The organism is Citrobacter sp. Cpo015 (genome assembly GCF_030333035.1).
GTDB lineage: Bacteria > Pseudomonadota > Gammaproteobacteria > Enterobacterales > Enterobacteriaceae > Citrobacter > Citrobacter portucalensis.
Map to the genome: position 1 here is coordinate 1080921 of NZ_JAOWGS010000019.1, position 25434 is coordinate 1106354.

General features: G+C 53.4%; 25 protein-coding genes. 7 read left to right on the forward strand and 18 right to left on the reverse strand.

What is annotated here, in order from left to right; translation table 11 throughout:
- Positions 1-134: 134 nt before the first annotated feature.
- The 3 genes from OGY67_RS05260 to sra all read right to left on the reverse strand — a co-directional run bounded on the left by OGY67_RS05260 (position 135) and on the right by sra (position 4177).
- Positions 135-1850: an ABC-F family ATP-binding cassette domain-containing protein gene (locus OGY67_RS05260; RefSeq protein ID WP_286573654.1), complete on the reverse strand. Its 1716-nt coding sequence runs from the start codon at positions 1848-1850 to the stop codon at positions 135-137.
- Between the two features lie 309 nt (positions 1851-2159).
- Entirely contained in the window at positions 2160-3857 is a 1698-nt protein-coding gene (maeA, locus tag OGY67_RS05265) for a malate dehydrogenase (RefSeq protein ID WP_003833011.1), read from the reverse strand.
- 179 nt (positions 3858-4036) lie between these two features.
- Positions 4037-4177 carry a stationary-phase-induced ribosome-associated protein gene (gene sra / locus OGY67_RS05270; protein ID WP_003833009.1) on the reverse strand — a complete coding sequence of 47 codons (141 nt, stop codon included), beginning with the start codon at positions 4175-4177 and terminating at the stop codon, positions 4037-4039.
- Between the two features lie 227 nt (positions 4178-4404).
- Between sra and osmC the strand changes: the two genes are divergently transcribed.
- Complete coding sequence (gene osmC, locus OGY67_RS05275; protein WP_003833007.1) at positions 4405-4836, forward strand: peroxiredoxin OsmC; 432 nt, start codon at positions 4405-4407, stop codon at positions 4834-4836.
- Between the two features lie 84 nt (positions 4837-4920).
- Here osmC and OGY67_RS05280 read toward each other — a convergent pair whose 3' ends face one another.
- Genes OGY67_RS05280 through OGY67_RS05305 form a run of 6 tightly spaced genes read right to left on the reverse strand, consistent with a single transcriptional unit; the run spans position 4921 to position 10636 of the window.
- Positions 4921-5691: a 3-hydroxybutyrate dehydrogenase gene (locus tag OGY67_RS05280; RefSeq protein WP_128317398.1), complete on the reverse strand. Its 771-nt coding sequence runs from the start codon at positions 5689-5691 to the stop codon at positions 4921-4923.
- A gap of 11 nt (positions 5692-5702) precedes the next feature.
- A complete protein-coding gene (locus OGY67_RS05285) occupies positions 5703-7097 on the reverse strand; it encodes a GntP family permease (protein ID WP_199771095.1) in 1395 nt (464 codons plus the stop codon).
- A 43-nt stretch (positions 7098-7140) separates the two neighbouring features.
- The gene (locus OGY67_RS05290; protein ID WP_048214185.1) at positions 7141-8064 is read right to left on the reverse strand and encodes a 3-hydroxyacyl-CoA dehydrogenase family protein; all 924 of its coding nucleotides are present in this window, start codon (positions 8062-8064) and stop codon (positions 7141-7143) included.
- On the reverse strand, positions 8054-9259 hold the full coding sequence (locus OGY67_RS05295) for an acetyl-CoA C-acetyltransferase (protein ID WP_286573658.1): 1206 nt from the start codon (positions 9257-9259) through the stop codon (positions 8054-8056). Before OGY67_RS05295 ends, OGY67_RS05290 begins: the two co-directional genes overlap by 11 nt.
- A 10-nt stretch (positions 9260-9269) precedes the next feature.
- Positions 9270-9926: a CoA transferase subunit B gene (locus OGY67_RS05300; RefSeq protein ID WP_032943469.1), complete on the reverse strand. Its 657-nt coding sequence runs from the start codon at positions 9924-9926 to the stop codon at positions 9270-9272.
- A 2-nt stretch (positions 9927-9928) separates the two neighbouring features.
- Positions 9929-10636, reverse strand: coding sequence for a CoA transferase subunit A (locus OGY67_RS05305; protein ID WP_003020020.1), 708 nt, complete (start codon positions 10634-10636; stop codon positions 9929-9931).
- 142 nt (positions 10637-10778) lie between these two features.
- Here OGY67_RS05305 and OGY67_RS05310 point away from each other — a divergent pair, with 142 nt between their 5' ends.
- Entirely contained in the window at positions 10779-11669 is an 891-nt protein-coding gene (locus tag OGY67_RS05310; protein ID WP_286573660.1) for a LysR family transcriptional regulator, read from the forward strand.
- Positions 11670-11688: 19 nt separating this feature from the next.
- Here OGY67_RS05310 and OGY67_RS05315 read toward each other — a convergent pair whose 3' ends face one another.
- From OGY67_RS05315 to OGY67_RS05345, 7 genes are read right to left on the reverse strand one after another with little or no spacing between them, the layout of a single operon-like run.
- Positions 11689-12624 (reverse strand): ABC transporter ATP-binding protein, encoded by a 936-nt coding sequence (locus tag OGY67_RS05315; RefSeq protein WP_286573662.1) that lies wholly within the window; start codon positions 12622-12624, stop codon positions 11689-11691.
- Complete coding sequence (locus tag OGY67_RS05320) at positions 12617-13603, reverse strand: ABC transporter ATP-binding protein (RefSeq protein WP_071446392.1); 987 nt, start codon at positions 13601-13603, stop codon at positions 12617-12619. The genes OGY67_RS05315 and OGY67_RS05320 overlap by 8 nt, the downstream gene beginning before the upstream one ends.
- Complete coding sequence (gene ddpC / locus OGY67_RS05325) at positions 13600-14496, reverse strand: D,D-dipeptide ABC transporter permease (RefSeq protein WP_008784785.1); 897 nt, start codon at positions 14494-14496, stop codon at positions 13600-13602. Before ddpC ends, OGY67_RS05320 begins: the two co-directional genes overlap by 4 nt.
- Positions 14493-15515, reverse strand: a complete 1023-nt coding sequence (locus tag OGY67_RS05330) for an ABC transporter permease (protein WP_286573665.1) — start codon at positions 15513-15515, stop codon at positions 14493-14495. Before OGY67_RS05330 ends, ddpC begins: the two co-directional genes overlap by 4 nt.
- A gap of 44 nt (positions 15516-15559) precedes the next feature.
- Positions 15560-17122: an ABC transporter substrate-binding protein gene (locus OGY67_RS05335; RefSeq protein ID WP_286573667.1), complete on the reverse strand. Its 1563-nt coding sequence runs from the start codon at positions 17120-17122 to the stop codon at positions 15560-15562.
- A 15-nt stretch (positions 17123-17137) separates the two neighbouring features.
- Positions 17138-17725, reverse strand: a complete 588-nt coding sequence (gene ddpX / locus OGY67_RS05340) for a D-alanyl-D-alanine dipeptidase (protein ID WP_003832991.1) — start codon at positions 17723-17725, stop codon at positions 17138-17140.
- 14 nt (positions 17726-17739) lie between these two features.
- Positions 17740-18606 carry a MurR/RpiR family transcriptional regulator gene (locus OGY67_RS05345; protein WP_003832990.1) on the reverse strand — a complete coding sequence of 289 codons (867 nt, stop codon included), beginning with the start codon at positions 18604-18606 and terminating at the stop codon, positions 17740-17742.
- A gap of 401 nt (positions 18607-19007) precedes the next feature.
- On the opposite strand from OGY67_RS05345, the gene hdeB reads away from it, so the two are divergent.
- The 5 genes from hdeB to OGY67_RS05370 all read left to right on the forward strand — a co-directional run bounded on the left by hdeB (position 19008) and on the right by OGY67_RS05370 (position 23767).
- Positions 19008-19337, forward strand: coding sequence for an acid-activated periplasmic chaperone HdeB (hdeB, locus tag OGY67_RS05350; protein ID WP_003019999.1), 330 nt, complete (start codon positions 19008-19010; stop codon positions 19335-19337).
- A 155-nt stretch (positions 19338-19492) separates the two neighbouring features.
- Entirely contained in the window at positions 19493-21436 is a 1944-nt protein-coding gene (locus tag OGY67_RS05355) for a methyl-accepting chemotaxis protein (protein WP_286573669.1), read from the forward strand.
- 179 nt (positions 21437-21615) lie between these two features.
- Complete coding sequence (locus OGY67_RS05360; protein WP_123267191.1) at positions 21616-21930, forward strand: helix-turn-helix domain-containing protein; 315 nt, start codon at positions 21616-21618, stop codon at positions 21928-21930.
- Complete coding sequence (locus tag OGY67_RS05365) at positions 21923-23194, forward strand: type II toxin-antitoxin system HipA family toxin (protein WP_267440101.1); 1272 nt, start codon at positions 21923-21925, stop codon at positions 23192-23194. Before OGY67_RS05360 ends, OGY67_RS05365 begins: the two co-directional genes overlap by 8 nt.
- A gap of 54 nt (positions 23195-23248) precedes the next feature.
- Complete coding sequence (locus OGY67_RS05370) at positions 23249-23767, forward strand: hypothetical protein (RefSeq protein ID WP_008784779.1); 519 nt, start codon at positions 23249-23251, stop codon at positions 23765-23767.
- On the opposite strand, the gene OGY67_RS05375 is transcribed toward OGY67_RS05370, so the two are convergent.
- On the reverse strand, positions 23764-25131 hold the full coding sequence (locus OGY67_RS05375; RefSeq protein WP_286573675.1) for a glycoside hydrolase family 10-like protein: 1368 nt from the start codon (positions 25129-25131) through the stop codon (positions 23764-23766). The two genes, OGY67_RS05370 and OGY67_RS05375, sit on opposite strands and share 4 nt — an antisense overlap.
- Before the next feature lie 12 nt (positions 25132-25143).
- The gene (locus OGY67_RS05380; protein ID WP_032943454.1) at positions 25144-25431 is read right to left on the reverse strand and encodes a VF530 family protein; all 288 of its coding nucleotides are present in this window, start codon (positions 25429-25431) and stop codon (positions 25144-25146) included.
- Positions 25432-25434: the final 3 nt, after the last annotated feature.

Consider the following 25434-nt stretch of genomic DNA (forward strand, 5'->3'; position numbering starts at 1 on the left):
CGGCGAATGTGCAAAAAGAAAAAGAGAGAAGGGGAATAACTGGAAAGCGTCACGCAAGAATTGCCGGATGGCTGGCCTACACGCGCATTTTGCTGATGTAGGCCGGATAAGCTTGCGCCATCCGGCAATAAAGATTACTCAAGTTGTGCGTTCAGACGTTCAATCTCCTTGCGCCATTGCGCCTGTAACAACGGTTTTTGATGTTTCGGCTTGCGGGCGAGATCGTCGGCCAGACGCTGCTCAAGATCGAGAAGTTGTTCCAGCAATCTATCGCTGTCACCGCTTATTTCAGTTTTCGCTTCAGCCACCGTTTTGGGAACGGTTATCTCCGCGGACGTTTCCCGAATACGCGCATTGACCGCCTCCAGATCGTGCCATTCACTGAGTTCGCCATTGTCGATTAACCAGAACCGGTTGCAGCTTTGGCTGATAAGCTGCCGGTCGTGACTGACCAGTAACACGCCGCCGTTATAGCTTTGCAGCGTTTCTGCCAGCGCCTCTTTGCCTTCCATATCCAGATGATTGGTCGGTTCATCGAGCATCAGCAGACTGTAGCGCGCAAGCGTCAACCCAACAAACAGTAACCGGGAGCGCTCACCGCCGCTTAACGTGCTGACTCGCTGCGCATGACGAACCCACGGAAATCCCGCGCTAATCAGCGCCATCTTGCGAATCTCTGGCTGCGGGGCAAACGCTTCCAGCGCATCAAACAATGAATCGTTATCGGCAAGCTGATGCAGCGTCTGGTCGTAATAACCCAGGGTAACGCGCGGGTGTAACACCAGTGAAGGTGATGCCAGCTGTGACTGAAACTGTTGCCAGATAAGCCTTAACAGCGATGATTTCCCGCAACCGTTACGCCCGACAATCGCCACGCGATCGCCGCTTTTTAACCGGATACCGGCAATGGAAAACAGTGTATCTGCATCGGGAGCAGGGGCTACAGACAGATTGGTCATCTCCAGCAAACGATCCGCACGCAGAGCATCCCCCTGCAATGTTAGCGTCCACTGACTTCCTGACGTTACTTCTGTTTGCACCTCTTTCAGGCGCTGTACCTGTTTTTCCATCTGCTTGGCCTTGCGGGAGAGATCTTCGTTGTCGTAGACCCGCCCCCAGGTTGCCAGCCGTTTGGCGCTGGCAGTCACCCGGTCTATCTCTTTTTGCTCAGCCTTGTGGCGCAGAGCATCACTGACATCTCTTTCTGCCAGAGCCTGACGCGCCGCGCTACAGGGTAGATCAAACGCATGGAGAGTGCGATCGCGCAAGATCCAGGTTCCATGAGTCACCGCGTCCAGCAGTTGCGGGTCGTGGGAGACCACCACAAAACTGCCAGACCAGTTCTGTAAGAACTGCTCAAGCCACAGTAATGTAGGCAAATCCAGGTGGTTACCCGGTTCATCCAGCAGCAGCAGGTCAGGATTACGCATCAGTGCCCGCGCTAATAGCAAGCGCGTGTGCTGGCCACCGCTCAACGTTTGCGCAGTCAGAGATAAATTCTCTGGCGTAAAACCCATTTCGGCAAGCAGTGCTTCAACTCGCCACTGCTGAGCTGCGCGTTCATGCTCGGGAAGTTGAGCGAGAACGGCTTCCTGTAGCGTAAGCGGCAGTATATCGTCAGGTAGATGTTGTTCTACACGCGCGAGATGGCAGTGATTCGCCTGCGCGATTGCCCCACTGGTGGGCGAGATCGTGCCATCGAGCAGTTTTAACAGCGTGCTTTTGCCGCAGCCGTTATAACCGATAAGCCCGATGCGGTCGCCTTTTTTCAGGGTAAAGGAAAGATCGTCGAATAGCGTGCCGAATGCCGTATCAACGTGTAAGGATTGTGCGGTTAGTAATGTGCTCATTGTTGCTTACTCAAGAGTTACAGGCGTGAAAACGCCTCGTCAAACATCGCTGACGATAACCCGGTAAGCCCGAGAGAAGGGGATTTAGAAGTTAGCTTCGCTCAAGCAGAAGTTATCGCAGCACGATACCGATAACGCTTGAGCACTGGCGATCGCCAAAAGCATGTGAAACGATAAAACGTTCACAGTACAGCATAAGTATCCTCCTTTTATTTTTCAGAATGTTAATCGGTGGTGAAAGTGTAATCGTAAGTTACGCAAAAGCGCAAGTGTTGAACGCCCGGCAGCAGTGTGCCGCCGGGCAAACCGTCAAATAGAGGTACGACGGTAGTCGCGATATTCTGCCTGCCAGAAATTATCGTCAATTGCCTGTTGCAGCGCTTCGGCGGAGGTTTTCACTGCCACACCTTGCTGCTGAGCCATTTTACCGACGGCAAAGGCAATGGCGCGAGAAACGGTCTGAATATCTTTCAGTTCCGGTAGCACCAGACCTTCACCGTTGAGCACCAGCGGCGAATACTGCGCCAGCGTTTCACTCGCCGACATCAGCATTTCATCAGTGATGCGCGATGCGCCAGACGCAATCACACCCAGGCCGATACCCGGGAAGATATAGGCGTTGTTACACTGGGCGATTGGGTAAATTTTATCTTTCCACAGTACCGGTGCGAATGGACTACCGGTCGCAACCAGCGCGTTACCTTCGGTCCAGGCGATAATATCCTGTGGCGTAGCTTCAACACGGGAAGTGGGGTTAGACAACGGCATGACGATCGGACGCGGACAATGCTTGTGCATTTCGCGGATGATCTCTTCGGTAAACAGGCCGGTTTGTCCGGAAACGCCAATCAGGATATCCGGCTTAACGTTGCGGACCACATCGAGCAACGACAGCACATCTTCTTGGGTATCCCAATGCTGGAGATTTTCGCGTTTTTGCACCAGTTTGGTCTGGAAGGAGAGCAGGTTCGGCATTTTGTCTGTTAACAGGCCGAAGCGGTCGACCATGAATACGCGTTGACGCGCCGCTTCTTCGCTTAGACCTTCACGCTGGATCTGCGCAATGATCTGCTCGGCGATCCCGCAACCGGCGGAACCCGCACCGAGGAAGACGATGTTCTGTTCGCTCAACTGGCTACCGGCCGCGCGGCTAGCCGCAATCAGCGTACCGACAGTAACCGCCGCGGTGCCCTGAATATCGTCGTTAAACGAGCAAATTTCATCACGATAACGGGTCAGCAGTGGCATAGCGTTTTTCTGGGCGAAATCTTCAAACTGCAACAGCACGTCCGGCCAGCGATGCTTCACGGCCTGGATGAATTCATCAACGAATTCGTAGTATTCATCATCAGTGATACGCGGATTGCGCCAGCCCATATACAACGGATCGTTCAGCAGTTGCTGGTTGTTGGTCCCCACGTCCAGTACCACCGGAAGAGTATAGGCCGGGCTAATTCCGCCACATGCGGTATATAGCGACAGTTTACCGATTGGAATACCCATCCCGCCGATCCCCTGATCGCCAAGACCTAAAATACGTTCGCCATCGGTGACAACGATGACCTTGATATTGTGGTTAGGGACGTTTTGCAGGATATCGTCCATATTGTGGCGGTTCTGATAAGAGATAAACACGCCGCGCGCACGACGATAAATCTCAGAGAAACGCTCACAGGCCGCGCCGACCGTTGGGGTATAGATAACTGGCATCATTTCATCCAGGTGATTATGCACCAGTCGGTAAAACAGGGTTTCGTTGGTGTCCTGGATGTTGCGCAGGTAAATATGTTTGTCGATTTCGGTTTTGAATCCCTGATATTGGATCCAGGCGCGTTCAGCCTGTTCCTCAATCGTCTCGACCACTTCCGGCAGTAACCCCAGCAGGTTGAAGTTACGGCGTTCTTCCACACTGAAGGCGCTCCCTTTATTCAGTAAAGGGAATTCCAGCAGTACCGGGCCAGCGTAGGGGATGTAAAGGGAACGCAGTTTTTTGGTTTCGTTTTCCATGTCACTCACTCTTTTTTGAATAACCGTCCCTGGCGCTCTTTATGATCGTATGTGGCCTGTCCGCCAGGGAAACGGGCGAAGTATAAAGCATTGTGAATGGGTTAAGGGGTTTTATAAGCAAAAACACCACTGCGGTTGCAATGGTGTTTATCTCGTTACTCAGTCAGACGTGCGAAAGGCTACTTGCCGTCAGTGCGGCGCTTTCTTCCAGTAGGATTATTGACCACGTTGGTTTTGTCACCTTCGGTCACGATTTTACGTTGATTTGAGATTTTGTGGTCCAGTCCGAGAATATGACGGGCCTGACGGTTCGATTTCATTCTAACTCCTTAATCCTGTTACTGGTTTCAAGGGCGAGCCCGTATGAGAACGGACGAAATACAACCTGATATAAAGCCGATGTTCAACATAACGGCTTTCTGGATGGTCGGTCATTTTATCTGAAAGGTCAATGCTTAAGCGGCAAATGAGAACTATCCCGTATGTAACATGCTTTTTCTCAGCCGTCCTATACTAGTAACTCCGACGACAACACAGGAGAGCGGTAATGACTATCCATAAGAAAGGTCAGGCACACTGGGAAGGCGACATTAAGCGCGGCAAAGGCACTGTGTCGACCGAAAGTGGCGTGTTGAATCAGCAACCGTATGGGTTTAATACACGATTTGAAGGTGAGAAAGGCACCAATCCTGAAGAGTTGATTGGCGCGGCCCATGCAGCCTGCTTCTCGATGGCGCTTTCGCTGATGCTGGGTGAAGCGGGGTTTACCCCAGATGCCATTGATACCACTGCCGATGTTTCTCTGGATAAAGTAGATGCCGGGTTTGCGATAACTAAAGTCGCGTTGCATAGCCAGGTGAGCGTGCCGGGGATAGACGCCGCCACGTTTGACGGCATCATCCAGAAAGCAAAAGCCGGATGCCCGGTATCGCAGGTACTAAACGCGGAAATTACGCTGGATTATCAGCTGAAGTCTTAATCATGGCGCGCCGGATGTGACTGCGTCTTATCCGACCTACGACTGTGCCGGATGTAAGTCAGTCTTATCCGGCACCTGATGATGTTATTGCGCTACCCAACCGCCATCCATATTCCACGCCACGCCGCGCACCTGCGCCGCACCGTTTGAACACAGAAATAGTGCCAGCTCACCTAACTGTTCCGGCGTGACGAATTCGCGCGACGGCTGCTTTTCCGCCAGCAGGGCGTCACGCGCAGCCTCAGGCTCTGCGCCTTCGGCAATACGCTTATCGATCTGCTGCTGGACCAGCGGCGTGAGCACCCAGCCGGGACACAGCGCATTGCAGGTGACACCCGTCTGCGCGGTTTCCAGTGCGATGGTCTTGGTGAATCCCACCACGCCGTGCTTCGCCGCTACGTAGGCAGATTTCTCTTTTGAGGCCACCAGGCCGTGAACAGAAGCGATATTAATGATGCGCCCCCAGTTTCGCGCGCGCATACCAGGAAGCGCCAGACGCGTGGTGTGAAAAACGGAAGAGAGATTAATGGCGATAATCGCGTTCCATTTATCAACCGGGAAGGTTTCCACCGGGGATACATGCTGGATTCCCGCGTTGTTGACCAGAATATCAACACCGCCGAATTCGCTCTCGGCATAGCGCATCATGTCGGCAATTTGCGCTTCATCGCTCAGATCCGCGCCATGATAACCTGGCGTTTTGCCATATTGCGCAACAGCGTCTTTGGCGGCATCCACATCACCAAACCCGTTGAGGATCAGGGTGGCGCCCGATTGCGCCAGCACCTGTGCGATACCTAATCCGATACCGCTGGTCGAGCCGGTAACCAGGGCGGTTTTTCCCGTTAAGTTCATGATGATTCTCCTTAAACAATTCCGGTGGTGTAGAAGACGCCGATGACAAACAGTACGGCCAGACTTTTAATGACGGTAATAGCAAAAATTCCGCCATACGCCTGACGGTGGCTGAGACCGGTGATAGCTAATAAGGTAATGACTGCGCCGTTATGCGGCAGGGTGTCCATACCGCCGCTGGCCATAGACGCCACGCGGTGAAAGACTTCAAGTGGGATATTGGCAGCGTGAGCGGCCGCGATAAAGGTGTCAGACATGGCGGCAAGGGCAATACTCATCCCGCCAGACGCCGAACCGGTGATCCCGGCGAGCGTAGTGATACTGATAGCTTCATTGAGCAGCGGGTCAGGAATAGCCGCCAGTGCTTTTGACAGTACAAGGAAACCTGGCAGGGCGGCGATCACTGCGCCAAAACCGTACTCTGACGCGGTGTTCATCGCTGCGAGGATCGCGCCGCCAACCGCCGTTCTGCTGCCTTCCGCCAGGCGACCTTTAATGTTGCGATAGCCGAAGAGCACCACCAGCAGGATCCCAGAAATCAGCGCCGCTTCCACTGCCCAGATAGCGGTGATTTTACCGACTTCGGTGGTAATCGGCTTGGCAAGGCCCGGAAGTTCAAGCTGATGCGTGGCGCCATACCATTGTGGGATCCAGCGGGTAAACAGCAGGTTAAATACCCCAACCAGGATCAGCGGAGAGATCGCGATGATCGGGTTCGGCAGATTAATGTTATCCGGCGTTTCCGGCTCGTTTAACAGTTCAGTGCCATAACCCTCATCCTTAGCCTGTGCTTTACGACGCTGACGTTCGAGATAAACCAGACCAACAATGATGATAAATACGGAACCTATCAAACCCAGCCACGGCGCGGCCCAGGCGTTGGTACCGAAGAAACTGGTCGGAATAATGTTCTGGATCTGCGGTGTGCCTGGCAGGGCATCCATGGTGAAGGAGAACGCGCCCAGCGCAACGGTTGCCGGGATCAGGCGTTTAGGAATATTGCTCTGACGGAACAGTTCAGCCGCGAACGGATACACCGCAAAGGCCACCACAAACAGCGATACGCCGCCGTAGGTCAACAACGCACATACCAGCACAATCACCGGGATGGCATGACGACGACCGAGGATGTTGATAGCGGCGGCAACAATGGAACGTGAAAATCCAGATAACTCGATTAACTTGCCAAACACTGCCCCCAGCAAGAACACCGGGAAGTACAGCTTCACAAAACCGACCATTTTTTCCATAAACAGGCCGGTGAAGGCAGGGCCGACGGCGCTGGGTTCGGTAAGCAATACAGCACCTAATGCTGCGATGGGGGCAAACAGAATGACGCTGTATCCGCGATAGGCTGCCAGCATCAGCAGGCCCAACGCTGCCAGGGCGATTAATACACTCATCATGACTCCTCAATATCATTGTTATAGTGGGGTACAGAAAGAGAAGTTACGGTTTCAGGGCAAAGCGCAGTTGATGCTCCCTGCGTTGCTGGATGTATTCCTTGCGCGAATCATCCCAGCGATAAAATCCCTGGCCGCTGCGCAACCCGGTATCACCGTTGGCAACCTTGTCAGCGACCAGCGACATCATGTCGCTGCCGGTTGCCAGTTCCGGAAGCAGATGCCGACAAATGTCCTGCACCGTAGAAAGTCCGGTCATATCAGCAGCCTCCAGCGGACCGACCATTGCATAGCGACGTCCGAGCGAGGCGCGCATCACCTGATCAACCACTTCTGCGCTGGCGATGCCGCTTTTAACGATATGTAGCGCTTCACGCAGCAGAGCAAACTGCAGTCGATTGCCAACAAACCCTGGTGCTGCGCGGTCGAGCACCACGGCCTCAAGTTGCATCGCGATCAGTTGTTGTTGCAATTCATGGAGATACTCCGGCTTCGTTGCGGTGCCAGGTACAATTTCGACCAGCGGAATAAAATGTGGCGGGTGCCAGAAATGGGCGATCAGCAACCGTTCAGGATGGGCGAGTTTTTCTGCCAACGCATCCGGCGGCAGGCCGCTGGTATTACTGGCAATAACGGCCTCCGGCGCGATCAGCTCTTCCAGTTGCGCATACAGTGCGTGTTTAAGTTCGAGCCGCTCCGGGATCGCTTCAATCAGTAACCGGCATGCGGCAATATCCTGTAGCGAAGTTGTGCCGTGCAGGCGAGCCACGACCGTCGCTTTTTCACCAATTGCAAATTGATCGGTGACAATCAGCTCATCCAGGATACCGCCAGCAACTCCGCTTATTTCTGCAATTCGGCTGCTATCGGTATCGTATAACCAGACATCGTAACCAAAACGGGCGAAGTGGGTAGCAATGCCGACCCCCATTAATCCCGCGCCCAGAATGCAGATAGGCTTACTTTGCATGAGCTACCCCCTGCGGACGTTCTACCGCCAGCGCCACCCCCTGACCACCACCTACGCACAGCGTGGCCAATCCTTTGGCTGCGTTGCTACGCGCCATTTCATGCAGCAGCGTTACCAGAATTCGGCAACCTGATGCGCCAATCGGGTGCCCCAGCGCAATCGCACCGCCGTTCACGTTTACCCGGTTGCTGTCCCAGTTCAGGGATTCGCCAACCGCCAGCGCTTGCGCAGCAAAGGCTTCGTTGGCTTCGATAAGATCCACGTCATTTAGCGTCCAGCCAGCACGCTTCAGGCACTGGAGTGACGCTTCTACCGGCCCAATCCCCATAATGGCGGGATCGACGCCAGAAACCGCGTAGCCCGCCACCTGGGCAAGCACTGGCAGATTGAGTTCCGCCGCTTTGGCGGCGCTCATCAACATCACCGCGGCGGCACCATCATTGATGGATGATGCATTTCCGGCGGTCACCGTGCCGTTACCCGGACGAAACGCCGGTTTAAGTTGCGCCAGCTTGTCGGCCTGAGTATCCGGGCGAGGTTGTTCGTCACGGTCCACCACACGTGGCGGCTTTTTGCCCTGTGGGACGCTGACCGGCGTGATTTCCGCGTTAAAACGACCCGCTTCAATGGCGGCGGCAGCTTTTTGCTGGGAGTGCAGGGCAAAAGCGTCCTGCTGCTCACGACTGATTACGAACTTATCCGCCAGATTTTCGGCAGTAATACCCATGTGATAGTCGTTGAACGCATCCCACAGGCCGTCATGCACCACGCTGTCTTTCATACTGGCATGACCCAACCGCAAACCGGCCCGCGCGCCGTCGAGAAAATAGGGCGCATTGCTCATGCTCTCCTGGCCTCCGGCGATCACGATTTGCGCATCGCCACAGCGAATCGCCTGTACCGCCTGATGCACCGCCTTCAAACCTGAGCCACACAGCAGGTTGATGGTTAACGCGGGCGTGGTGACCGGCAGTCCTGCCCGTAACGCCGTTTGTCTGGCTGGATTCTGGCCGCAGCCCGCAGTCAGAACCTGACCTAAAATCACCTCATCAATTTGCTCAGGCGCCACAGCCGTTTTTTCCAGCAGCGAACGGATCACCACTGAACCAAGCTCAACCGCGGAAAGTGGTGCCAGCGCGCCATGAAAACTGCCAATCGGGGTGCGCGTCGCCGCGACAATGACAACATCCTGCATGGTCAGCTCCTCAGCTAAAGTGCATTTCGGGGACAGTTTCGGGAACGATCAGCTTGCCTGCGGTTCTGGCGACAATCTCATCCACGCTAATGCCCGGTGCGCGTTCACGCAGAATGAACGCACCGTCGGCAATTTCCAGCAGAGCCAGGTCGGTAAGCACACGTTTGATGCAGGCCACGCCGGTCAGCGGCAGGGTGCAGGCGGGAAGCAGTTTGGACTCACCGCTTTTGGAAGCATGGGTCATTACCACAATGATATTGTCGGCTCCAGCAACCAGATCCATCGCGCCGCCCATGCCTTTCACCATTTTTCCGGGGATCATCCATGAGGCGATATTGCCGTTAACATCGACTTCAAACGCACCGAGCACCGTCAGATCAACGTGGCCGCCGCGGATCATGGCGAAGGATTGCGCCGAGTCGAAAATCGCCGCGCCTTTGCGCGCCGTCACAGTCTGTTTCCCGGCGTTGATCATGTCGGCATCAATTTCGTCTTCTGTGGGAAACGGGCCCATACCCAGCAAACCGTTTTCTGATTGCAGCATCACGTCCATGCCGTCAGGGATGTAATTTGCCACCAGCGTGGGAATGCCGATTCCAAGGTTGACGTAATATCCGTCTCGCAGCTCGCGGGCGACTCGCATCGCCATTTGTTCACGCGTTAACATGGTCAGGCTCCTTTCTGGCGCAGGGTGCGTTGTTCAATACGTTTTTCAAACTGCCCCTGAATGATGCGGTTAACGAAAATTCCGGGAGTGTGAATCGCAGCAGGGTCCAGTTCTCCAGGAGGGACAATTTCTTCGACTTCCACGACGGTAATGCGCCCGGCGGCGGCCATCAGCGGATTAAAATTCTGTGCGGTGTGGCGATAGATGACGTTGCCGTACCAGTCGGCTTTCCAGCCTTTAACCAACGCAAAATCACCGGTTATCGCCTGCTCAAGGATGTAAGGGCGTCCGGCAAACTCGCGAACCTCTTTCCCTTCCGCCACGGGGGTTCCATATCCGGTCGCGGTAAAAAATGCCGGGATCCCCGCGCCGCCCGCGCGCAACTGCTCTGCCAGCGTACCCTGTGGCGTCAGGATGGCTTCCAGTTCGCCGCTAAGCACCTGTTTCTCAAACAGGGCGTTTTCCCCCACATAGGACGCGACCACTTTGCGCACCTGACGCGTTTCCAGCAGCACGCCAAGGCCAAAGCCATCCACGCCGCAGTTGTTTGATACAACGGTAAGTCCCTGAACCTCCCGACGGCGTACTTCGGTAATCAGGTTTTCAGGGATCCCACATAGACCAAAACCACCTGCCAGCAGCGTCATGTTGTCGGTCAGTCCTTCCAGCGCCTCTTGATAAGTGGCAACACGTTTATCCAGTCCAGCCATACACTTGCCTCCCCAGTTGTCCTTGCCGACATCATTGGGGGTGAAAAATGATTTGTTAATTTTAAATTTGTGACTCACTCATTGGGTTTTTTTATCAATTTAATGTTAATTAAAGGTATTCAACAAGTTAAAGGAATGCGAAATGGGAATGAGCATCAAACAGTTACGCGCATTTTTAGCGGTAGCTCACACTCTGAATTTTGCTCATGCCAGCGAAAGACTGAATATGTCGCAACCCGCGTTAAGCCTGGCGATTAAAGGACTGGAAGATTCGCTGGGCGGGGCGTTACTGTTAAGAACAACTCGCAAAGTGACCCTGACGCAGGAGGGAGAAACGCTGCTGAATATGGGGCGACAGCTGCTGGCGGACTGGGAGAATACGGAAGAAGCCATGCGCCAGCGCTTTACGCTGCAGCGCGGTAAAATATCGATCGCCGCCATGCCCTCATTTGCCGCTAACGTCCTGCCATCGGTACTGAAAACATTTCGTGATTCTTATTCCGGTATCAACGTAACGGTTCACGATGTAATTAATGAACACGTGATTGAAATGGTCAGTGAAGGGCGGGTCGAGATGGGCATAGCCTTCGAGCCGGACTATTCGGGACATCTGCATTTCACGCCGCTCGGCGTGGATCGTTTTATCGCGATTGTGCCGCCAACCTGTCGGCTGGCAGACAGGGATCGTATTGCGTGGCGCGAACTGCTGACGCTGGATTTTATCACCCTGCAACGCCCGTCCGCCGTGCGGCTGATGCTGGAAGAACAACTGGTGCAAAGCGGACATACGCTGGAAGTAGCGCTGGAGAGCCATCAATTGGTAACCGTTGGCCGTCTGGTGGCTAACGGTCTGGGCGGTAGCGCCGTACCTGCGCTATGCAGCACGCAAATGACAGAGTTAGGCGCAACCTGTATCGATCTGGATACGCCGGTGATCCAGCGTCGGATCGGGGTTTTGCGTTCGGCGCATCATAAATTATCTACCGCTTCCGAGGTGCTGGTGGATTCACTGAAAAAGGCGTATTGCACCTGACTTTTCTCAACGGCTCAGGTCATGTAACCGCCCGCCAGCAGCGAACGTCACATCCGGTATCACTCTTCAGCAATGCCTGTTTCTTCTCACAACCGTGGGTTGCCAATGGACATCTGTCACGGAAAAAGCAGCCCTGGGGCAACGTTCGGTTTCCCGGTAGCTCGGTTTTACGTAACACCAAATCTTCCGCCAGCGGTGCGCCCGTTTTAGGGACCGAGTCCAGTAATAATCGTGTGTATGGATGGGCGGGGTGAGTGAGAACCTGTTGGGCATCGCCCAGCTCAACAATTTGCCCGAGGTACATCACCGCCACACGGTCGCTCATATGGCGGACCACCGACACGTTATGTGATATCAATACGTAGGTCAGGTTTCTGCGCGCCTGTAGCGACACCAGCAGGTTGAGAATTTGCGCCTGCACGGAGATATCCAGTGCTGAAGTTGGCTCATCAAGGACGATAACATCCGGCTCTGACGATAGCGCCCGGGCAATAGCAATACGTTGGCGCTGTCCACCGGAAAACGCGTGCGGCAATCGATCGAGATATTCAGGACGAATCCCCACCTGTCGTGCCAAATCCTCGGCAAGTATGTGTCGTTCACGCTCCGGGCTCCGTTTTTGGATCCACACCGGTTCGGTAATTATCCGCCACACCGGTAAGCGCGGATCCAGTGATGAAAGAGGGTCCTGAAAGACCATTTGCATACCATTATGCTGCTTATCACCACGGCGAGAATAGCTTCCCTGGCTGGGTTTCAACATGCCCATCAACAGTTGCGCCAGCGTACTTTTTCCACAGCCGGATTCGCCAACAATCCCCAGCGTTTCACCCTGACGAATCTGTAAATCCAGACCGTTGAGCGCATGCACCCGTTCCGTAACCTTGCCAAGCCAGTTTTTACGCGCAGGAAAGTTGACATGAACATCCTGCAGCGCCAGTAAAAAATCAGACATGTGTTGTCTCCAGTTGCGGATACCAGCAGGCAGATTGTTGATCTGCACCTCCCTGACTACTTAACGCCGGCGTTTCTTCACAACGAGGACCAGCGGCAAAGCAGCGGTCGCGAAACGCGCATCCGGCAGGTAAGCAGGTTAGGTTCGGCACGGTGCCGGGAATGGCGGGCAGCAATGTGCGCGGTTCGCCGTGTTCCGGTGCACATTTCAGCAAGCCGATGGAATAGGGGTGAGTCGGGCGTTGAATAACAGTTTGCGTCGGGCCACTCTCAATCACACTCCCGGCATACATGACGTACAACCGGTCGCATAACTGTGAAACCACCGCCATATCATGGCTGATAAATAACACGGCTGTTCCACTGGCGCGCGCTTTTAACTTCAGCAAACGCAGCACCTGCAGTTGCACCGTGACGTCCAGAGCAGTGGTCGGTTCATCGGCAATGATAAGCTCCGGCTCGCACGAAAAGGCCAGCGCAATCATCACGCGTTGGCGCATACCGCCGGAAAGCTCAAACGGAAATCGTTTCATGACCTCCGGCGCGTCCGGAATTTGCATCTCTTCGAGTAGAGCGACGGCTTTCTGGCGGGCATCCGTGCGGCTTAACGCCTGATGATGGCGGATCACCTCCACCATTTGCTGGCCGATACGGCGGGTCGGATTCAGTGCCGTCATGGGCTCCTGAAAGATCATTGCGACACGTGCGCCGCGCCATTGGCGCATTTGTTTCTCACTGGCGTTGAGCACATCTTCACCCAGCAGCGAAACGCGTCCCTGGTGAATACGATAGCTTCCCTCCGGTAGCAGACGCATGGTGAGCATGGCGGTCACGGACTTACCGGAACCGGATTCACCCACCACACCAACGATTTCTCCGCGGTTGATGTGCAGTGATACATGGTTCAGCGCATGCACGTCAGCTTTATAGCCGGGGAAACTCAGATGCAAATCTTCGATTTCCAGTACGGGTTGTGTCATGACTGTTTTCCTCCGGCTTTCGGATCCAGCAGATCGCGAATACCATCGCCAAAGAGATTAAAGCCCACGGCGGTAATCAGAATGGCGGCGCCGGGAAAAGCACAATACCACCACTGATCAAGCACGTAATTGCGGCCAATTGCGACCATCGCCCCCCATTCAGCGCTGGGCTGCTGGGCGCCCAGACCGATAAACCCGAGCGTGGCGGCCATCAGGATCGCGCTGCCGATATCCAGTGATGCCTGCACAATGAGCGGGGGCAGAGAATTGCGTAAAATGTGCCAGCTAATCAGATGCCAGCGTGAAGCGCCGTAGGTCCGGGCAGCCTGTACAAAAGTAAACTGGCGTACCACTAACGTCTGACCACGGGCGAGGCGTACATAGAAAGGGATACGGACGATTGCAATCGCCAGCATGGCGTTAAACAGGCTGGGGCCCAGCGCGGCGGCTAACGCCATCGTCAACACCAGCGAAGGAATGGACAGCATAATGTCCATCATCCGCATAATTATCGCGTCGGCACGCCCACCCATGACACCCGACAAGCAACCCAGCAGTGAGCCCAATCCCCCGGCGATACCCACTACCACCAGACCCGCAACGACAGATTGCTGACTTCCTACCAGAACGCGGCTGAACAGATCGCGACCGACTTCATCGGTTCCAAACCAGTGAGCGGCTGACGGGGGCAGCAGGCGCGCACTCAAATTGATGGCATTCGGATCGTGGGGTGTTATCCACGGCGACAGCACCATCAGCAGCAGTATCAATACGATGATGACCCCGCCAACCAGCGTCAGCGGGCTACTTTTCATCATCCAGAACAGTTTGGCCCAGTCCGTGCGGCGGCGTGCAGTCTGAGGGGCGGTCGGTGTTTCTTGTGTGAGCATCATTCAGCACCTCCACGTCCAATTCGAGGGTCTACCCACAGATAGAGTAAATCCACCACCAGGTTGACCAGCACATAGGCGAACGAGACCACCACCGCAAATCCCATTACCGCCGGGAAGTCGAGTGCCTGAATTGAGGTCACCACCCAGGCGCCCATGCCAGGCCAGGCAAAGACCGTTTCGGTCAATACCGCACCGTAGAGCAGATCGCCCAGCGCCAGGCCGAGGACGGTGATTGATGGGATAAGCGCATTCGGCAACGCGTAACACAACACGATGTACCAGCCCGGCAGTCCGCTGGCGCGGGCGGTACGTATGTAATCTTCACTCAGTTGCTCCAGCATGGCGGAACGAATCTGACGGGCAACGATCCCAAGATGTACAAAAGCCAATGTCAGCGCTGGCAAAATCAGGTGCTGAAGCGCATTGAAAAAGACTTCGCCGTTGCCTTCCAGCAGAGCATCAATCAGGTAGAAACCGGTGACGTGAGCAGGTGGATCCAGCCAGTCGTCTAAACGCCCACCGCCGGGTAAAATTTGCAGATGACCGTAAAACAGCACGATAACCCCCAGCCCCAGCCAGAATGCAGGCGTGGAGATACCGGTAATTGCCATTAGCCGAACAAGGTGATCAAGCCAGCGGTTACGCCAGACCGCAGATAAAATACCCAGCGGGATACCTATCACCAGCGCCAGCAACAAAGAGCAGAAAGCCAATTCAAGGGTCGCGGGGAAGAAAATGCGCAGCTCATCCAGTACCGGACGTCCGGTGCGAATGGAAGTGCCTAAATCGCCGTGAAAAATATCGCTGACATAGCGAAAAAACTGGACATACAGCGGTTGATTCAGCCCCAACTGTTGGCGAATATTTTCGACAATTTCATCACTGGCGCGATCGCCCGCCAGCAGCCGCGCGGGGTCGCCAGGTATCAGGTGTGAAATAATAAAGGTGATTACGCAAACACCGATAACCACCAGAATAAGTCCCCAGCATCGCTGGCGTAAAATACTCCAGAACGTCATTAGCTTCCCCTTGCGGAGCCAGAGCGGCTCCGCATAAACGTGGCTTATTTACTCATGGTGGAGATATTGAAGACCTGTTCCAGCATGGGGTTGAATACAAATCCTTTGACGTCTTTATTCATCGCCAGCTGATAGTTTTTCTGGAATAAATAGACGTAGGCCGCTTCATCAATCACGATGGTTTGCGCCTGCTGGTAGTCATTGGTTCTGGCCACCTGATCGGTCGTGGCCAGCGCGCTGCGCAGCAGTTTATCGACCTCACCGTTTTCATAGAACGAACGGTTACCCGGCAAGCCTTTCTTATCTGACTCAAACCAGTAGTTCATAAACATGTACGGGTCGGCAAAATCCGGACTCCAGTTGCCAATGGCAATGTCGTAATCGCCTTTGCCCACGCGGTCGCGCATGGTGGCGTTTGCCAGTTTTTCCAGTTTCACCTTAATGCCCAGTTTGCCAAGGCTTGCCTGGGTGGCGAGCGCGATAGGTTCCCAGTTAGGGTCATTATCGGAGTACAGGAAGCTCAGGCTTTCAGGTTTGGTGGCAACTTTGTCCCACGCTGCTTTGGCTTTGGCTTCATCAAAGCTGTACTGCATGGCCTTGTCGTCAAAACCCCACATGCCTTCAGGGATCGGGCCACGCATTTGCTTCCCGTTGCCGCTCAGGATCCCGTTGACCATGCCTTTATAATCGGTGGCCCACGAGATGGCGCGGCGTAAATCCACCTGATTGAGCGGCGCTTTACTGTTGTTGAGATACAGATAGGTCACGCGCAATGAGGGATAATCCGCCACGTTCACTTTGCCTTCCTGTTTTAAAGCGGCAAGCTGGTCAACAGGAAGCGCATCGGCAATGTCGATATCACCACGTGACAGTTGCAGGCGACGGGAGGCGCTTTCACCAATGATTTTGACTGAGACACGCTTAAATGTCGGTTTCGCCCCGGCATAATGCGGGTTCGGCACCAGCACCAGTTGTTGTCCCTTTTGCCAGCTCTTCAGCATGAAGGGACCAGAGCCCGCCGTGTTCTGCGCCAGGAATCCGCGGGCATCGTCTGCGGCATGCTCTTTTAAGATGGCCGGGTTAATGATTGAGGCACCGTCATTTGCCAGCGTATACAGAAACGGGGCAAACGGCTGGCTGAGGGTAAATTTCACCGTGTTGTTATCAATGACGTCGACCTTCAGATCTTTTGGGAAAGCCTCCGCAGGCCCCTGACCAATTTTGAGCAAACGTTCAAAGGATTGCTTTACCGCATCTGCCGTTACCGGCGTTCCGTCGGCGAATTTGGCATCGTTTTTCAGGGTAAACGTCCACTCTTTCTGATCGTCAGAGGCTTTCCAGCCGCTGGCTAAATCACCTTCAACTTCTGTGGATCCTTTACCTCCGTCGGTTTTGTATTGAACCAACCGCTGGTAAGAGGGATAGGTAACCGTCCAGTCATTGTTATCGATGGTCACGGCGGGGTCGAGCGTCTGCGGATCGGCGGCTTTACCAATCACCAACATATCTTTGGGAACGGCAGCCTGTGCGGCGGGCAGGGTAAATGCTAACGCAACGGCTATCAGAGCGGGGCGGCAAAACGCGTTTAACGCAGGTGTAGTCTTCATAACCAGGCTCCAGAATTAAAGGGGATGTTGTGTTGTTATAGGCGTGACAGTGTAACAATCTATTTGATCGTCAAGCAGCGGATAGCGAGCGGCATCAGGTAATTCAAAATGCCACCATTCACTGTTAATACCGACAAAACCACCGCCAAACATAATGGCATTGAGCAGCAGGCGGTTACGCTGCGCTGCCGGAGGTACAGACGGGTGCCAGGCATGGGAACGGTCGTGCATTTCATCAAAACCGGCCCCCATATCAAGGAGATGGCCGCGATCGTCCATCAACGTAACGTCAATGGCCGTTCCGCGACTGTGATTGGAACCAATTGCGACATCGACAACATACTGCGGGTCGGGACAGGCATTCCACAGTATCGCCTGCGCCTGCTGGGGGCGATACGCGTCGTACACCACAAGCTGCAGGCCGGCCAGTTGCGCAATGCTGATGCTTTTAGCCAGCGCGGTTACCGCCTCAGTGTGCAACAGACAACGCGCTTCCCGGTAGATAGGTGCGCCGGTAATGTTGTCGGCAGTAGCGTATTTAAGATCGATATGCAGCGACGGAAATATCACCGACAGATCGACCAGTTCTGGGAGTTCTGACATAGCACGTTTCCTGTTTATTGTTCGAATTGACCAAATTGTTGTTGTAACTGGCGATTGGTTTGCAGGCGTCCTGCGAGTGCGTCACCCAGTTGCGCCACCACCGCAGAAAGTAATAAGTTGAACAGACAGCTCACCGGTGCCAGTGAGTCCCAGAAATGCCCGGTGTCAGTTTTTACCTGAAGTAAATCAATGGAATAATCCCTGGCCCATGGGCACCACACATCGGTAATGAGCGCCAGCGGAATACAGCGTTCTGTGGCGACGCGGCAATATTGTCGCGAAATAGCGGAGTAGGCGCGCATATCGGTAATAACCACGTAAGGCTGGCTGAATCCCGAGTTCAGCGACTCTACCCAACTGCCGGAAAGGCCTTCGGAGTAGCTGACTTTAGGTCGCAGGTATTCCAGGTGACTAAAAAAGGCGTTGGCGATCCCGCGGGTGGACTGGATCCCGAGGATGTATACGGCTTCCGCATGCGCCAGCTGCTGCGCAATGCGTTGAAACGTCTCACCCTGGGCAAGTTGATAGACGTGGGTAATGGCGTCGATCTCCAGTAACAGCGACTGCTGTGCCCGATCCGGCAGGCTTTGTTGCTGGTGCCAGGAATCCAGTCGTTCATTCATTCCCCAGGGCTGATACGGAACAACGGGCAGCTCACGCAGACTGGCTTTTGCATCCTCCAGGTTACGAAAGCCCAGTTTACGCAGATAACGTCCGACGGTAATGCCGCTGGTTCCGGTTGCTTTGGCGATGCCATCTGCGGTTTCAAATGGGATCTGCACAGCATGGGCTAACAGCCACCCGGCCACGCGCTTTTCGCTGGGCGTCAGCTGGCTAAAGGTTTGCTCTATGCGGGTAAATAACTCTGGTTTGGCTGTCATTACCTTCTCGCTGTTAGTTGCCTGTCAGATACCGTATTTCTGTTAGCGAATTAACAATGCAGGACGCGTGCCATGTGCGTAACAGCGGCACGCCGACTGCTTTTGTTAAAAACCAACCGATATTCATTAACTAATGATCAACATTTGTGCAGCGTAGTTCAGTTTTGGTGCAACGGTAGAGGAAGAGGGGTATGAATCTGCTGATTTCGTCGGAACGATCACATTGTGGGCAACATTTATCCCTCAGACATAAGAATCAGTAATGGGAAATATAAATTTCAGCCATATCAATAACAGCAATCTTTATTCTTATGACGGTAGGGGTATTATTTTTTGCGAGCTACATTAACGGTGTTAAGCGCAAGTGTAGATATTATTTATATTATAAATGGAGTACTACAATGAATAAATTCTCCCTTTCTACAGCAGGTATTCTGGTCGCAGCGCTGTTAACCAGTGTCAGCGTCAATGCAGCAACAGATAACGCTAAAACTGAAGTGACTCCGAAAGGTATGAACTGCCAGGAGTTTATTGATTTGAACCCACAAACTATGGCTCCGGTGGCCTTCTGGGTGCTCAATGAAGACGAAGACTTCAAAGGTGGTGACTACGTCGACTATAACGAAACCGTTACGACTGCAGTTCCTCTGACCGTTGAACTTTGTAAGAAACATCCGCAGAGTGAATTAAGTAAAATAAAAGACGAAATCAAAAAAGAATTATCTAAATAAGATTAAACCGTTATTAAAACCCAGCCAAAGTGCTGGGTTTTGTTATTTGTGACGCTGTCACTTGTTTGTTTTGCAATACTTAAGAAAACTTTATAAAGATATAAACGCCTGTGCCGATACTGGATAAAAGTTAGCCTTTTGCAGAAGGAGTTTGTATGGCCTGGTATCCTACTCGTATTTCAACGCGTTTAACCATTGGCGGCATTCTGCTGCTTGCAGTAACGAGCCTTGTTATCGTGGTGATTATACTCTGGCGCGGTCAGCCGCGCGTCGTTGAAATCAACACCGCTCTGATCGAAGAAACAGGGCAAGGTTTAACCCGTCAGTTGAGTACCGTATTGTCCCGAATTGAAGGTGAGACCGTCAGCCTGTCGCGATTGGCTGAAGTGTTGCCTAACGATGAATCACTGTACCAAAGCGTTGTTCCGCATCTTATTGGTGAAGGTAAAGACTCGATTATAACCGGCGGCGGCATCTGGCCAGAACCAGACGCCTTCACCGGAGGTGTGGAGAAAAGAAGCTTTTTCTGGGCGCGTAATGCTGAAGGAAAGCTGGTGTATTCCAATGATTATAACGTCGAAGGATCGAGTGGATACCACAATGAAAGCTGGTATCAACTGGCCAAAGGCCATTCACAAAACAGCTGTTTATGGTCTGACGTTTACCAGGATGCCAGTTCAGGCGTCAACATGGTGACATGCAGCGTGCCTTATCAACAGGCGGGCAAGTTTGCCGGTGTCGCTACCACTGATATCCGTCTGGATAACGTCGCCACTTTCATGCAGCAGCAGGGAAACAGCACCGGTGGTTACGCATTTGTGGTAGACAAGCAGGGACAAATTCTCTATTTCCCGCAGGCCGACCTGGCAAAATATAAAACCATTAACGATTTGGCGCAAAGCGCGCAGTGGCTTATCCCGGTGCAAAACGGTCTGAAATCTTTGCGCCCGACAGATGGGGTGAAGACTATCACGCTGGCAAACGACAACGTCCTGAATACCGCGTCACAGGTAATGCTGTTCCCGATGCCAGATACCGGCTGGGTCGTAGGACTTGCAACCCCGGAATCTCGTATTGTCGGTCTTGCCAAAGTGATGATGCAGGACGTTCTGGAAGTATTGATCCCTATCATGACGCTGTTGCTGGTGGGATCATGGCTGGTGGTTCGTCGACTAATTTCACGTCTCGATGATACTCGTCAGGCACTTGATGACATCGCGCAGGGAGAAGGCGATCTTACCCGTCGTCTGGATGTTCGTGGCAAAGACGAGATTTCGGCTATCGCCGAGGCGTTTAACCTGTTCGTCGATAAAATCTCGGCCATCCTGATCACCGTCAGAAGCAGTAGCACAGTGGTAGCGAATAACGCCGTTAGCCTGGCTGACAGTAATATGGAGCTTTCATCTCGCGTAACGCAGCAGGCCGCTGCGCTGGAAGAGAGTTCGGCGGCCATGGAGCAGTTAAATGCGACCGTTCATCAAAACGCCAGTAACACACAACTGGCGGATGAGCTATCCGATAGCACCGCGCAAACGGCCAACCGCTGCGGCGATGTGATGCAGGGCGTGATCTCAACAATGGATAACGTCAGCGCCTCATCCGGCAGAATGGTGGAAATTGTCGCGGTCATCGACAGCATTGCATTCCAGACCAATATTCTCGCCCTGAATGCCGCGGTTGAAGCCGCCAGAGCGGGTGATGCTGGCAGAGGGTTTGCCGTCGTGGCCTCCGAAGTGCGCACGCTGGCTCAGCGCAGTGCCACCGCCGCCCAGGAAATTAAAACGTTGATTGATGAATCCGTTTCTCATGTTGGTAGCGGAAGTCAGCAAATTCACAATGCAGGTGAGCGTCTGGGAGAACTGGTCAACAATGTGCGTCAGGTGCGCCAGTTGATGGGGGAAATACGCGTTGCGGGTGAAGAACAACGTAAGGGCGTTTCCGAAGTTACGCTGGCCGTTACCGAAATGGACAGCACCGTTCAGCAAAACGCCTCATTAATTGATGATGCCGCAGCACGGACGCAGGCGCTGAAAGAGGAGGCGGAACAACTGGCATTGCTGGTCTCATCCTTCAGATTACCTGAACCTTCCGTTGCCTGATAACAACACCATATCCGGGTACAGACAATGCGCCCGGATAACTCCAGTATAATGGCCCTTAAGCAAGATTTTCCGGTTTAACTCCTTTTTATTGTGCCTTATAAGGTTTTGAATCATTCCCCACTTAACTCTATAATATTGGGTGTAAAGTCGTTTTTATCCCAATAAGAGCCAATATTATGGATTTAACGCTAAATACTGCAGCCGATATCGTCAAACTACTTTGCGACAGATTGCGTAAAGAACGACTCGCCCGGCAAATGACGCAGGCTGATGTTGCCGCGCGTTCAGGGGTCGGTGTGAATACCGTGTCGAATCTGGAAACCGGTAAGAATGTAGGATTTGAGAATCTGGTCAAAGTCGCGATGGTGTTAGGCTATGGCGATGCGCTGGAGGGGTTATTCAAACCCAGGATTGATAGTCTCGATGATATTTTGCGTTACGAAAAGAGCGCAACGCGCCAGCGGATAAAAAGGAAAAATTCTGATGCCTGAGCAAGTTGATGTCTTCTATGAAGGCTGGGGTGAGAAATGGCTGTGGGGCAAACTGGTGTCTTCCACAGCCCTGACCGGACGTCCGTTGATCGCCTTTGAATACAGTGAAGAGGCCTTACGTAAGGGGCTGGAACTGTCCCGACTGATGTTACCGCTGAACGGTCCCCGTTTACGCAGGGATTTCCCGGCTCATCAGCTGGGATTACCTGGGCCAGTCTATGATTCGCTACCTGACGGCTGGGGTATGCTGTTGATGGACCGACTATTTAAACGCCGCGGGCTCAACGCAGCACGCATTGGTCCATTGGAGCGCTTAACCTGGGTCGGCAACAACGCGATGGGCGCCATGACATTCCAGCCCGTTCAGTCAGATGCCGAGACGCTGTCAAAAGAGGATGTTCCTCTCGCACAACTGGCCGCTGAGGTTCAGGAAGTCCTGAGCGGCGAAGGCGGGGAATTCTTGCAAAAACTACTCCAGATGGGCGGTTCGCCACAGGGAGCAAGGCCTAAGGCGTTACTTTATCGTGACACTGTCACGTCTAAATTCACCACGGCGCCGCTACCCGGGAGCGAAAGCTGGCTGATAAAATTTCCCGCCAGGCATGAGCATGCTGAGGTATGTGCCATCGAAGCGGTTTATGCTGAATGCTTGCGCCAATGTGGGATCACCACGCCCGATACTGCGTATTTCAATCTGCCCGGCGGACAGGCGGCATTTGCCACTCGCCGTTTCGACCGTGACCAGTCGATACGTATTCCTATGCAGAGCCTGGCGGCACTTACCGGGGCAAATTACCAGATACCCGGCGCTTTAGACTACCGGGATTTTCTGCGCGCCACGCAGATTTGTACCAATGATGTCAGAGAAAAGGCAAAAGCGTTCGAACGCGTGGTTTTCAACGTGGCATTTAACAACCGCGACGATCATCCGAAAAATTTTGCCTATTTAATGTCAGCTGATGGAGACTGGACTCTGGCTCCGGCTTACGATGTCACCTGGTGCGAAGGGCCTGGCGGGTATCACCAAATGGACGTGCAGGGAGAGGCGCTGGATATCGAAAGAAAGCACCTTCAGTCGCTTGGCGTTCAGGAAGCTGAGTTATCTGCTGACCATGTGAACGGCATAATCGAAAAAGTCTGTCACTTTGCCACGGCATTGAGCGCTATCGCCAGGGACAAATACCCCGATCAGATAACGCAATCCACGCTGAAGACGATTCAGAAACAAATTGATGATAATGTCCGTCGGTTAATGTCCCGGTAACGCAGATACAGCCGCTACACTTAGCGAAGAATTAAACCTGAGCGGGGCAATGTTATGGCTGAATTTGTCTTGGGTATGCTGGAACACACGCCAGTTTGGGTGTATCTGCTGTTTGCCTTTCTACTTTACAGAGGGATTAAAGCCAGAACACCCGCCACCGTCACGCTGGAAAAGCTGGCGCTGATCCCGGCTATTTTTCTGTTCTGGGATATCTACGATTTAATCACTTATCGCGACCCGACCCTCATTACCTATATCCAGTGGACGATAGGTATTATCAGCGGCGCGATAATTGGCTACATATTAATTAACCCAGACCGTTTGAGCCGCAGTAGCGCACCGCGGAGTATTCATCGTCCGGCAGATTATTCCGCATTGCCATTTATGCTGCTGGCATTTGGCGTTAAGTACGTTCTTGGCGTACTTAACGCCACTGCTCCCGACGTTTTACGTCAACCCGCAATGAGCGCTCTGGCTATCATTACAGGCGGCATGTTCGCCGGCGTTTTTGTGGGGAAATTTACCCGCTACGTGAGCGTCTGGCTCAGACTTCCCACTCAGGACAACTATTAACGTCCCCAACGATTACGAATATAGGTCACGGCTTCCTGCGTTTGCGGTTGATTAAGATAATCTTCGCGAAACAGGATCGTGCCGTTGATGTACGGTTCGGATTCGTTTAAATCGAGCTGCTTTTTCAGTTCCGGCACACCGCCTTTTACCGTCCAGTCTGGCTCTTTTCTCGATGGTTCACCAACTTTATACAGCGCTACACCAATGTAGAGGCGGGTGTTGGTTGATTTCACGACATCTGCCCACCATTTTGCCAGTACATCGTAACGCGCTGCGTCGCGGGCAAAAGGCCAGTAGAGTTGCGGTGCAATGTAATCCAGCAAACCTAGTTGCACCCAACGGCGGGTGTCTGCATACGACTCATCATACGCTGCCGCGCCGCGCGTGTCGGAGCCCGCTGGATCGTGCGAACGGTTGCGCCACACGCCCGCAGGACTGGCGCCGAATTCAACCTCAGGCTTAAGTTTCTTGATGGTCCGCGAAACCTGGGCAATCAGCCGTTGCGTGTTATCGCGACGCCAGTCAGCCTTGGAAGCGAATCCCTGGCCGTATCTTCTGAAGGTCTGGCTGTCGTTGAGCGCAGAGCCGGGAGATTCGGTATAGAAGTAATCATCAAACTGCACGCCATCAACCGGGTAATTCTCAACCACTTCAGCCACGATGCTGGTGATCCAGTCGCGCACGTCGGGAATACCGGGGTCTAACACAAAACGCTCACCCGCAGTGCGGATCCAGTCACGATGCAGGACGTATACGCTGGACGGCGTCTGTGACAGCGTGCTGTTTAATTCAGAGACCGTCGAAGGTTTGGTGTTTACGGACACGCGGTAGGGGTTAAGCCAGGCATGAACTTTCATTCCACGTTTATGCGCTTCATCGAGCATAAACTGCAGCGGATCGTAACCCGGATCCTGGCCAATCGTACCGGTCAGGGTATCTGACCACGGTAGGATCTTTGACTTCCACAATGCGGTCCCATCGGGCTTAACCTGGAAAAAAACGGTGTTAATACCAAGCCGTTTCAGGTTGTCCAGCTTATCCGTCAGCGCTTTTTGCTGCAGGCTGATGCGTACGGCAGGCGAACTGATGTTCACGGATGAGATAGGCGGCCAGTCAAGACGAGAAACCGTGGCCAGCCAGATCCCGCGCACTGGCTCCTTGCTCTGCTGTGGTTTGCTCACCGGAGGTAGCGGAGTGGTTTTGGGGCCGGGCGGTTGTGAAGAACAGCTGCCAAGTAACAACATACTGCCCACAAGTACAGCAAACCATTTCATGTTGGTCAGCGGTAGTCTGGCACGAGAACGGGCGAGAATCTTCGCCAGTTTTTTCTGATAATTTCCTGAAAAGAAACCGGATGCTGCCATCTGATTTTGCTCTTATTTCTTTTTATTGCGGCTGTTAGCCCAGGGATCGAAGGCCGGTTCGGGGGTGTTGTTTGAGGCCAGGTCATGCAGCGAATCAAGGTACAGCGCTTCAACTTCTGCCCGCGCCCACGGCGTACGGCGCAGAAACTTCAGACTGGATTTAACGCTCGGTTCATTTTTAAAGCAGTTGATATTAATGCGTTGCGCCAGTTCAGCCCAACCATAACGTTCAACCAGGGCATTGACCTGCATTTCAAGCGTTACGCCATGTAAAGGGTCTTTAGAAATATGAGCATTCATATG

Bases quoted from the DNA above. Each gene is read 5' to 3' on its own strand.
- osmC (WP_003833007.1), top strand. From the start codon at position 4,405: ATGACTATCCATAAGAAAGGTCAGGCACACTGGGAAGGCGACATTAAG.
- OGY67_RS05305 (WP_003020020.1), bottom strand. From the start codon at position 10,636: ATGGCTGGACTGGATAAACGTGTTGCCACTTATCAAGAGGCGCTGGAA.
- OGY67_RS05290 (WP_048214185.1), bottom strand. From the start codon at position 8,064: ATGCAAAGTAAGCCTATCTGCATTCTGGGCGCGGGATTAATGGGGGTC.
- OGY67_RS05300 (WP_032943469.1), bottom strand. From the start codon at position 9,926: ATGTTAACGCGTGAACAAATGGCGATGCGAGTCGCCCGCGAGCTGCGA.
- OGY67_RS05260 (WP_286573654.1), bottom strand. From the start codon at position 1,850: ATGAGCACATTACTAACCGCACAATCCTTACACGTTGATACGGCATTC.
- OGY67_RS05310 (WP_286573660.1), top strand. From the start codon at position 10,779: ATGGGAATGAGCATCAAACAGTTACGCGCATTTTTAGCGGTAGCTCAC.
- OGY67_RS05355 (WP_286573669.1), top strand. From the start codon at position 19,493: ATGGCCTGGTATCCTACTCGTATTTCAACGCGTTTAACCATTGGCGGC.
- OGY67_RS05315 (WP_286573662.1), bottom strand. From the start codon at position 12,624: ATGTCTGATTTTTTACTGGCGCTGCAGGATGTTCATGTCAACTTTCCT.
- sra (WP_003833009.1), bottom strand. From the start codon at position 4,177: ATGAAATCGAACCGTCAGGCCCGTCATATTCTCGGACTGGACCACAAA.
- maeA (WP_003833011.1), bottom strand. From the start codon at position 3,857: ATGGAAAACGAAACCAAAAAACTGCGTTCCCTTTACATCCCCTACGCT.
- OGY67_RS05285 (WP_199771095.1), bottom strand. From the start codon at position 7,097: ATGATGAGTGTATTAATCGCCCTGGCAGCGTTGGGCCTGCTGATGCTG.
- OGY67_RS05360 (WP_123267191.1), top strand. From the start codon at position 21,616: ATGGATTTAACGCTAAATACTGCAGCCGATATCGTCAAACTACTTTGC.
- hdeB (WP_003019999.1), top strand. From the start codon at position 19,008: ATGAATAAATTCTCCCTTTCTACAGCAGGTATTCTGGTCGCAGCGCTG.
- OGY67_RS05375 (WP_286573675.1), bottom strand. From the start codon at position 25,131: ATGGCAGCATCCGGTTTCTTTTCAGGAAATTATCAGAAAAAACTGGCG.
- ddpC (WP_008784785.1), bottom strand. From the start codon at position 14,496: ATGATGCTCACACAAGAAACACCGACCGCCCCTCAGACTGCACGCCGC.
- OGY67_RS05330 (WP_286573665.1), bottom strand. From the start codon at position 15,515: ATGACGTTCTGGAGTATTTTACGCCAGCGATGCTGGGGACTTATTCTG.
- ddpX (WP_003832991.1), bottom strand. From the start codon at position 17,725: ATGTCAGAACTCCCAGAACTGGTCGATCTGTCGGTGATATTTCCGTCG.
- OGY67_RS05320 (WP_071446392.1), bottom strand. From the start codon at position 13,603: ATGACACAACCCGTACTGGAAATCGAAGATTTGCATCTGAGTTTCCCC.
- OGY67_RS05380 (WP_032943454.1), bottom strand. From the start codon at position 25,431: ATGAATGCTCATATTTCTAAAGACCCTTTACATGGCGTAACGCTTGAA.
- OGY67_RS05295 (WP_286573658.1), bottom strand. From the start codon at position 9,259: ATGCAGGATGTTGTCATTGTCGCGGCGACGCGCACCCCGATTGGCAGT.
- OGY67_RS05365 (WP_267440101.1), top strand. From the start codon at position 21,923: ATGCCTGAGCAAGTTGATGTCTTCTATGAAGGCTGGGGTGAGAAATGG.
- OGY67_RS05280 (WP_128317398.1), bottom strand. From the start codon at position 5,691: ATGAACTTAACGGGAAAAACCGCCCTGGTTACCGGCTCGACCAGCGGT.
- OGY67_RS05335 (WP_286573667.1), bottom strand. From the start codon at position 17,122: ATGAAGACTACACCTGCGTTAAACGCGTTTTGCCGCCCCGCTCTGATA.
- OGY67_RS05345 (WP_003832990.1), bottom strand. From the start codon at position 18,606: ATGACAGCCAAACCAGAGTTATTTACCCGCATAGAGCAAACCTTTAGC.
- OGY67_RS05370 (WP_008784779.1), top strand. From the start codon at position 23,249: ATGGCTGAATTTGTCTTGGGTATGCTGGAACACACGCCAGTTTGGGTG.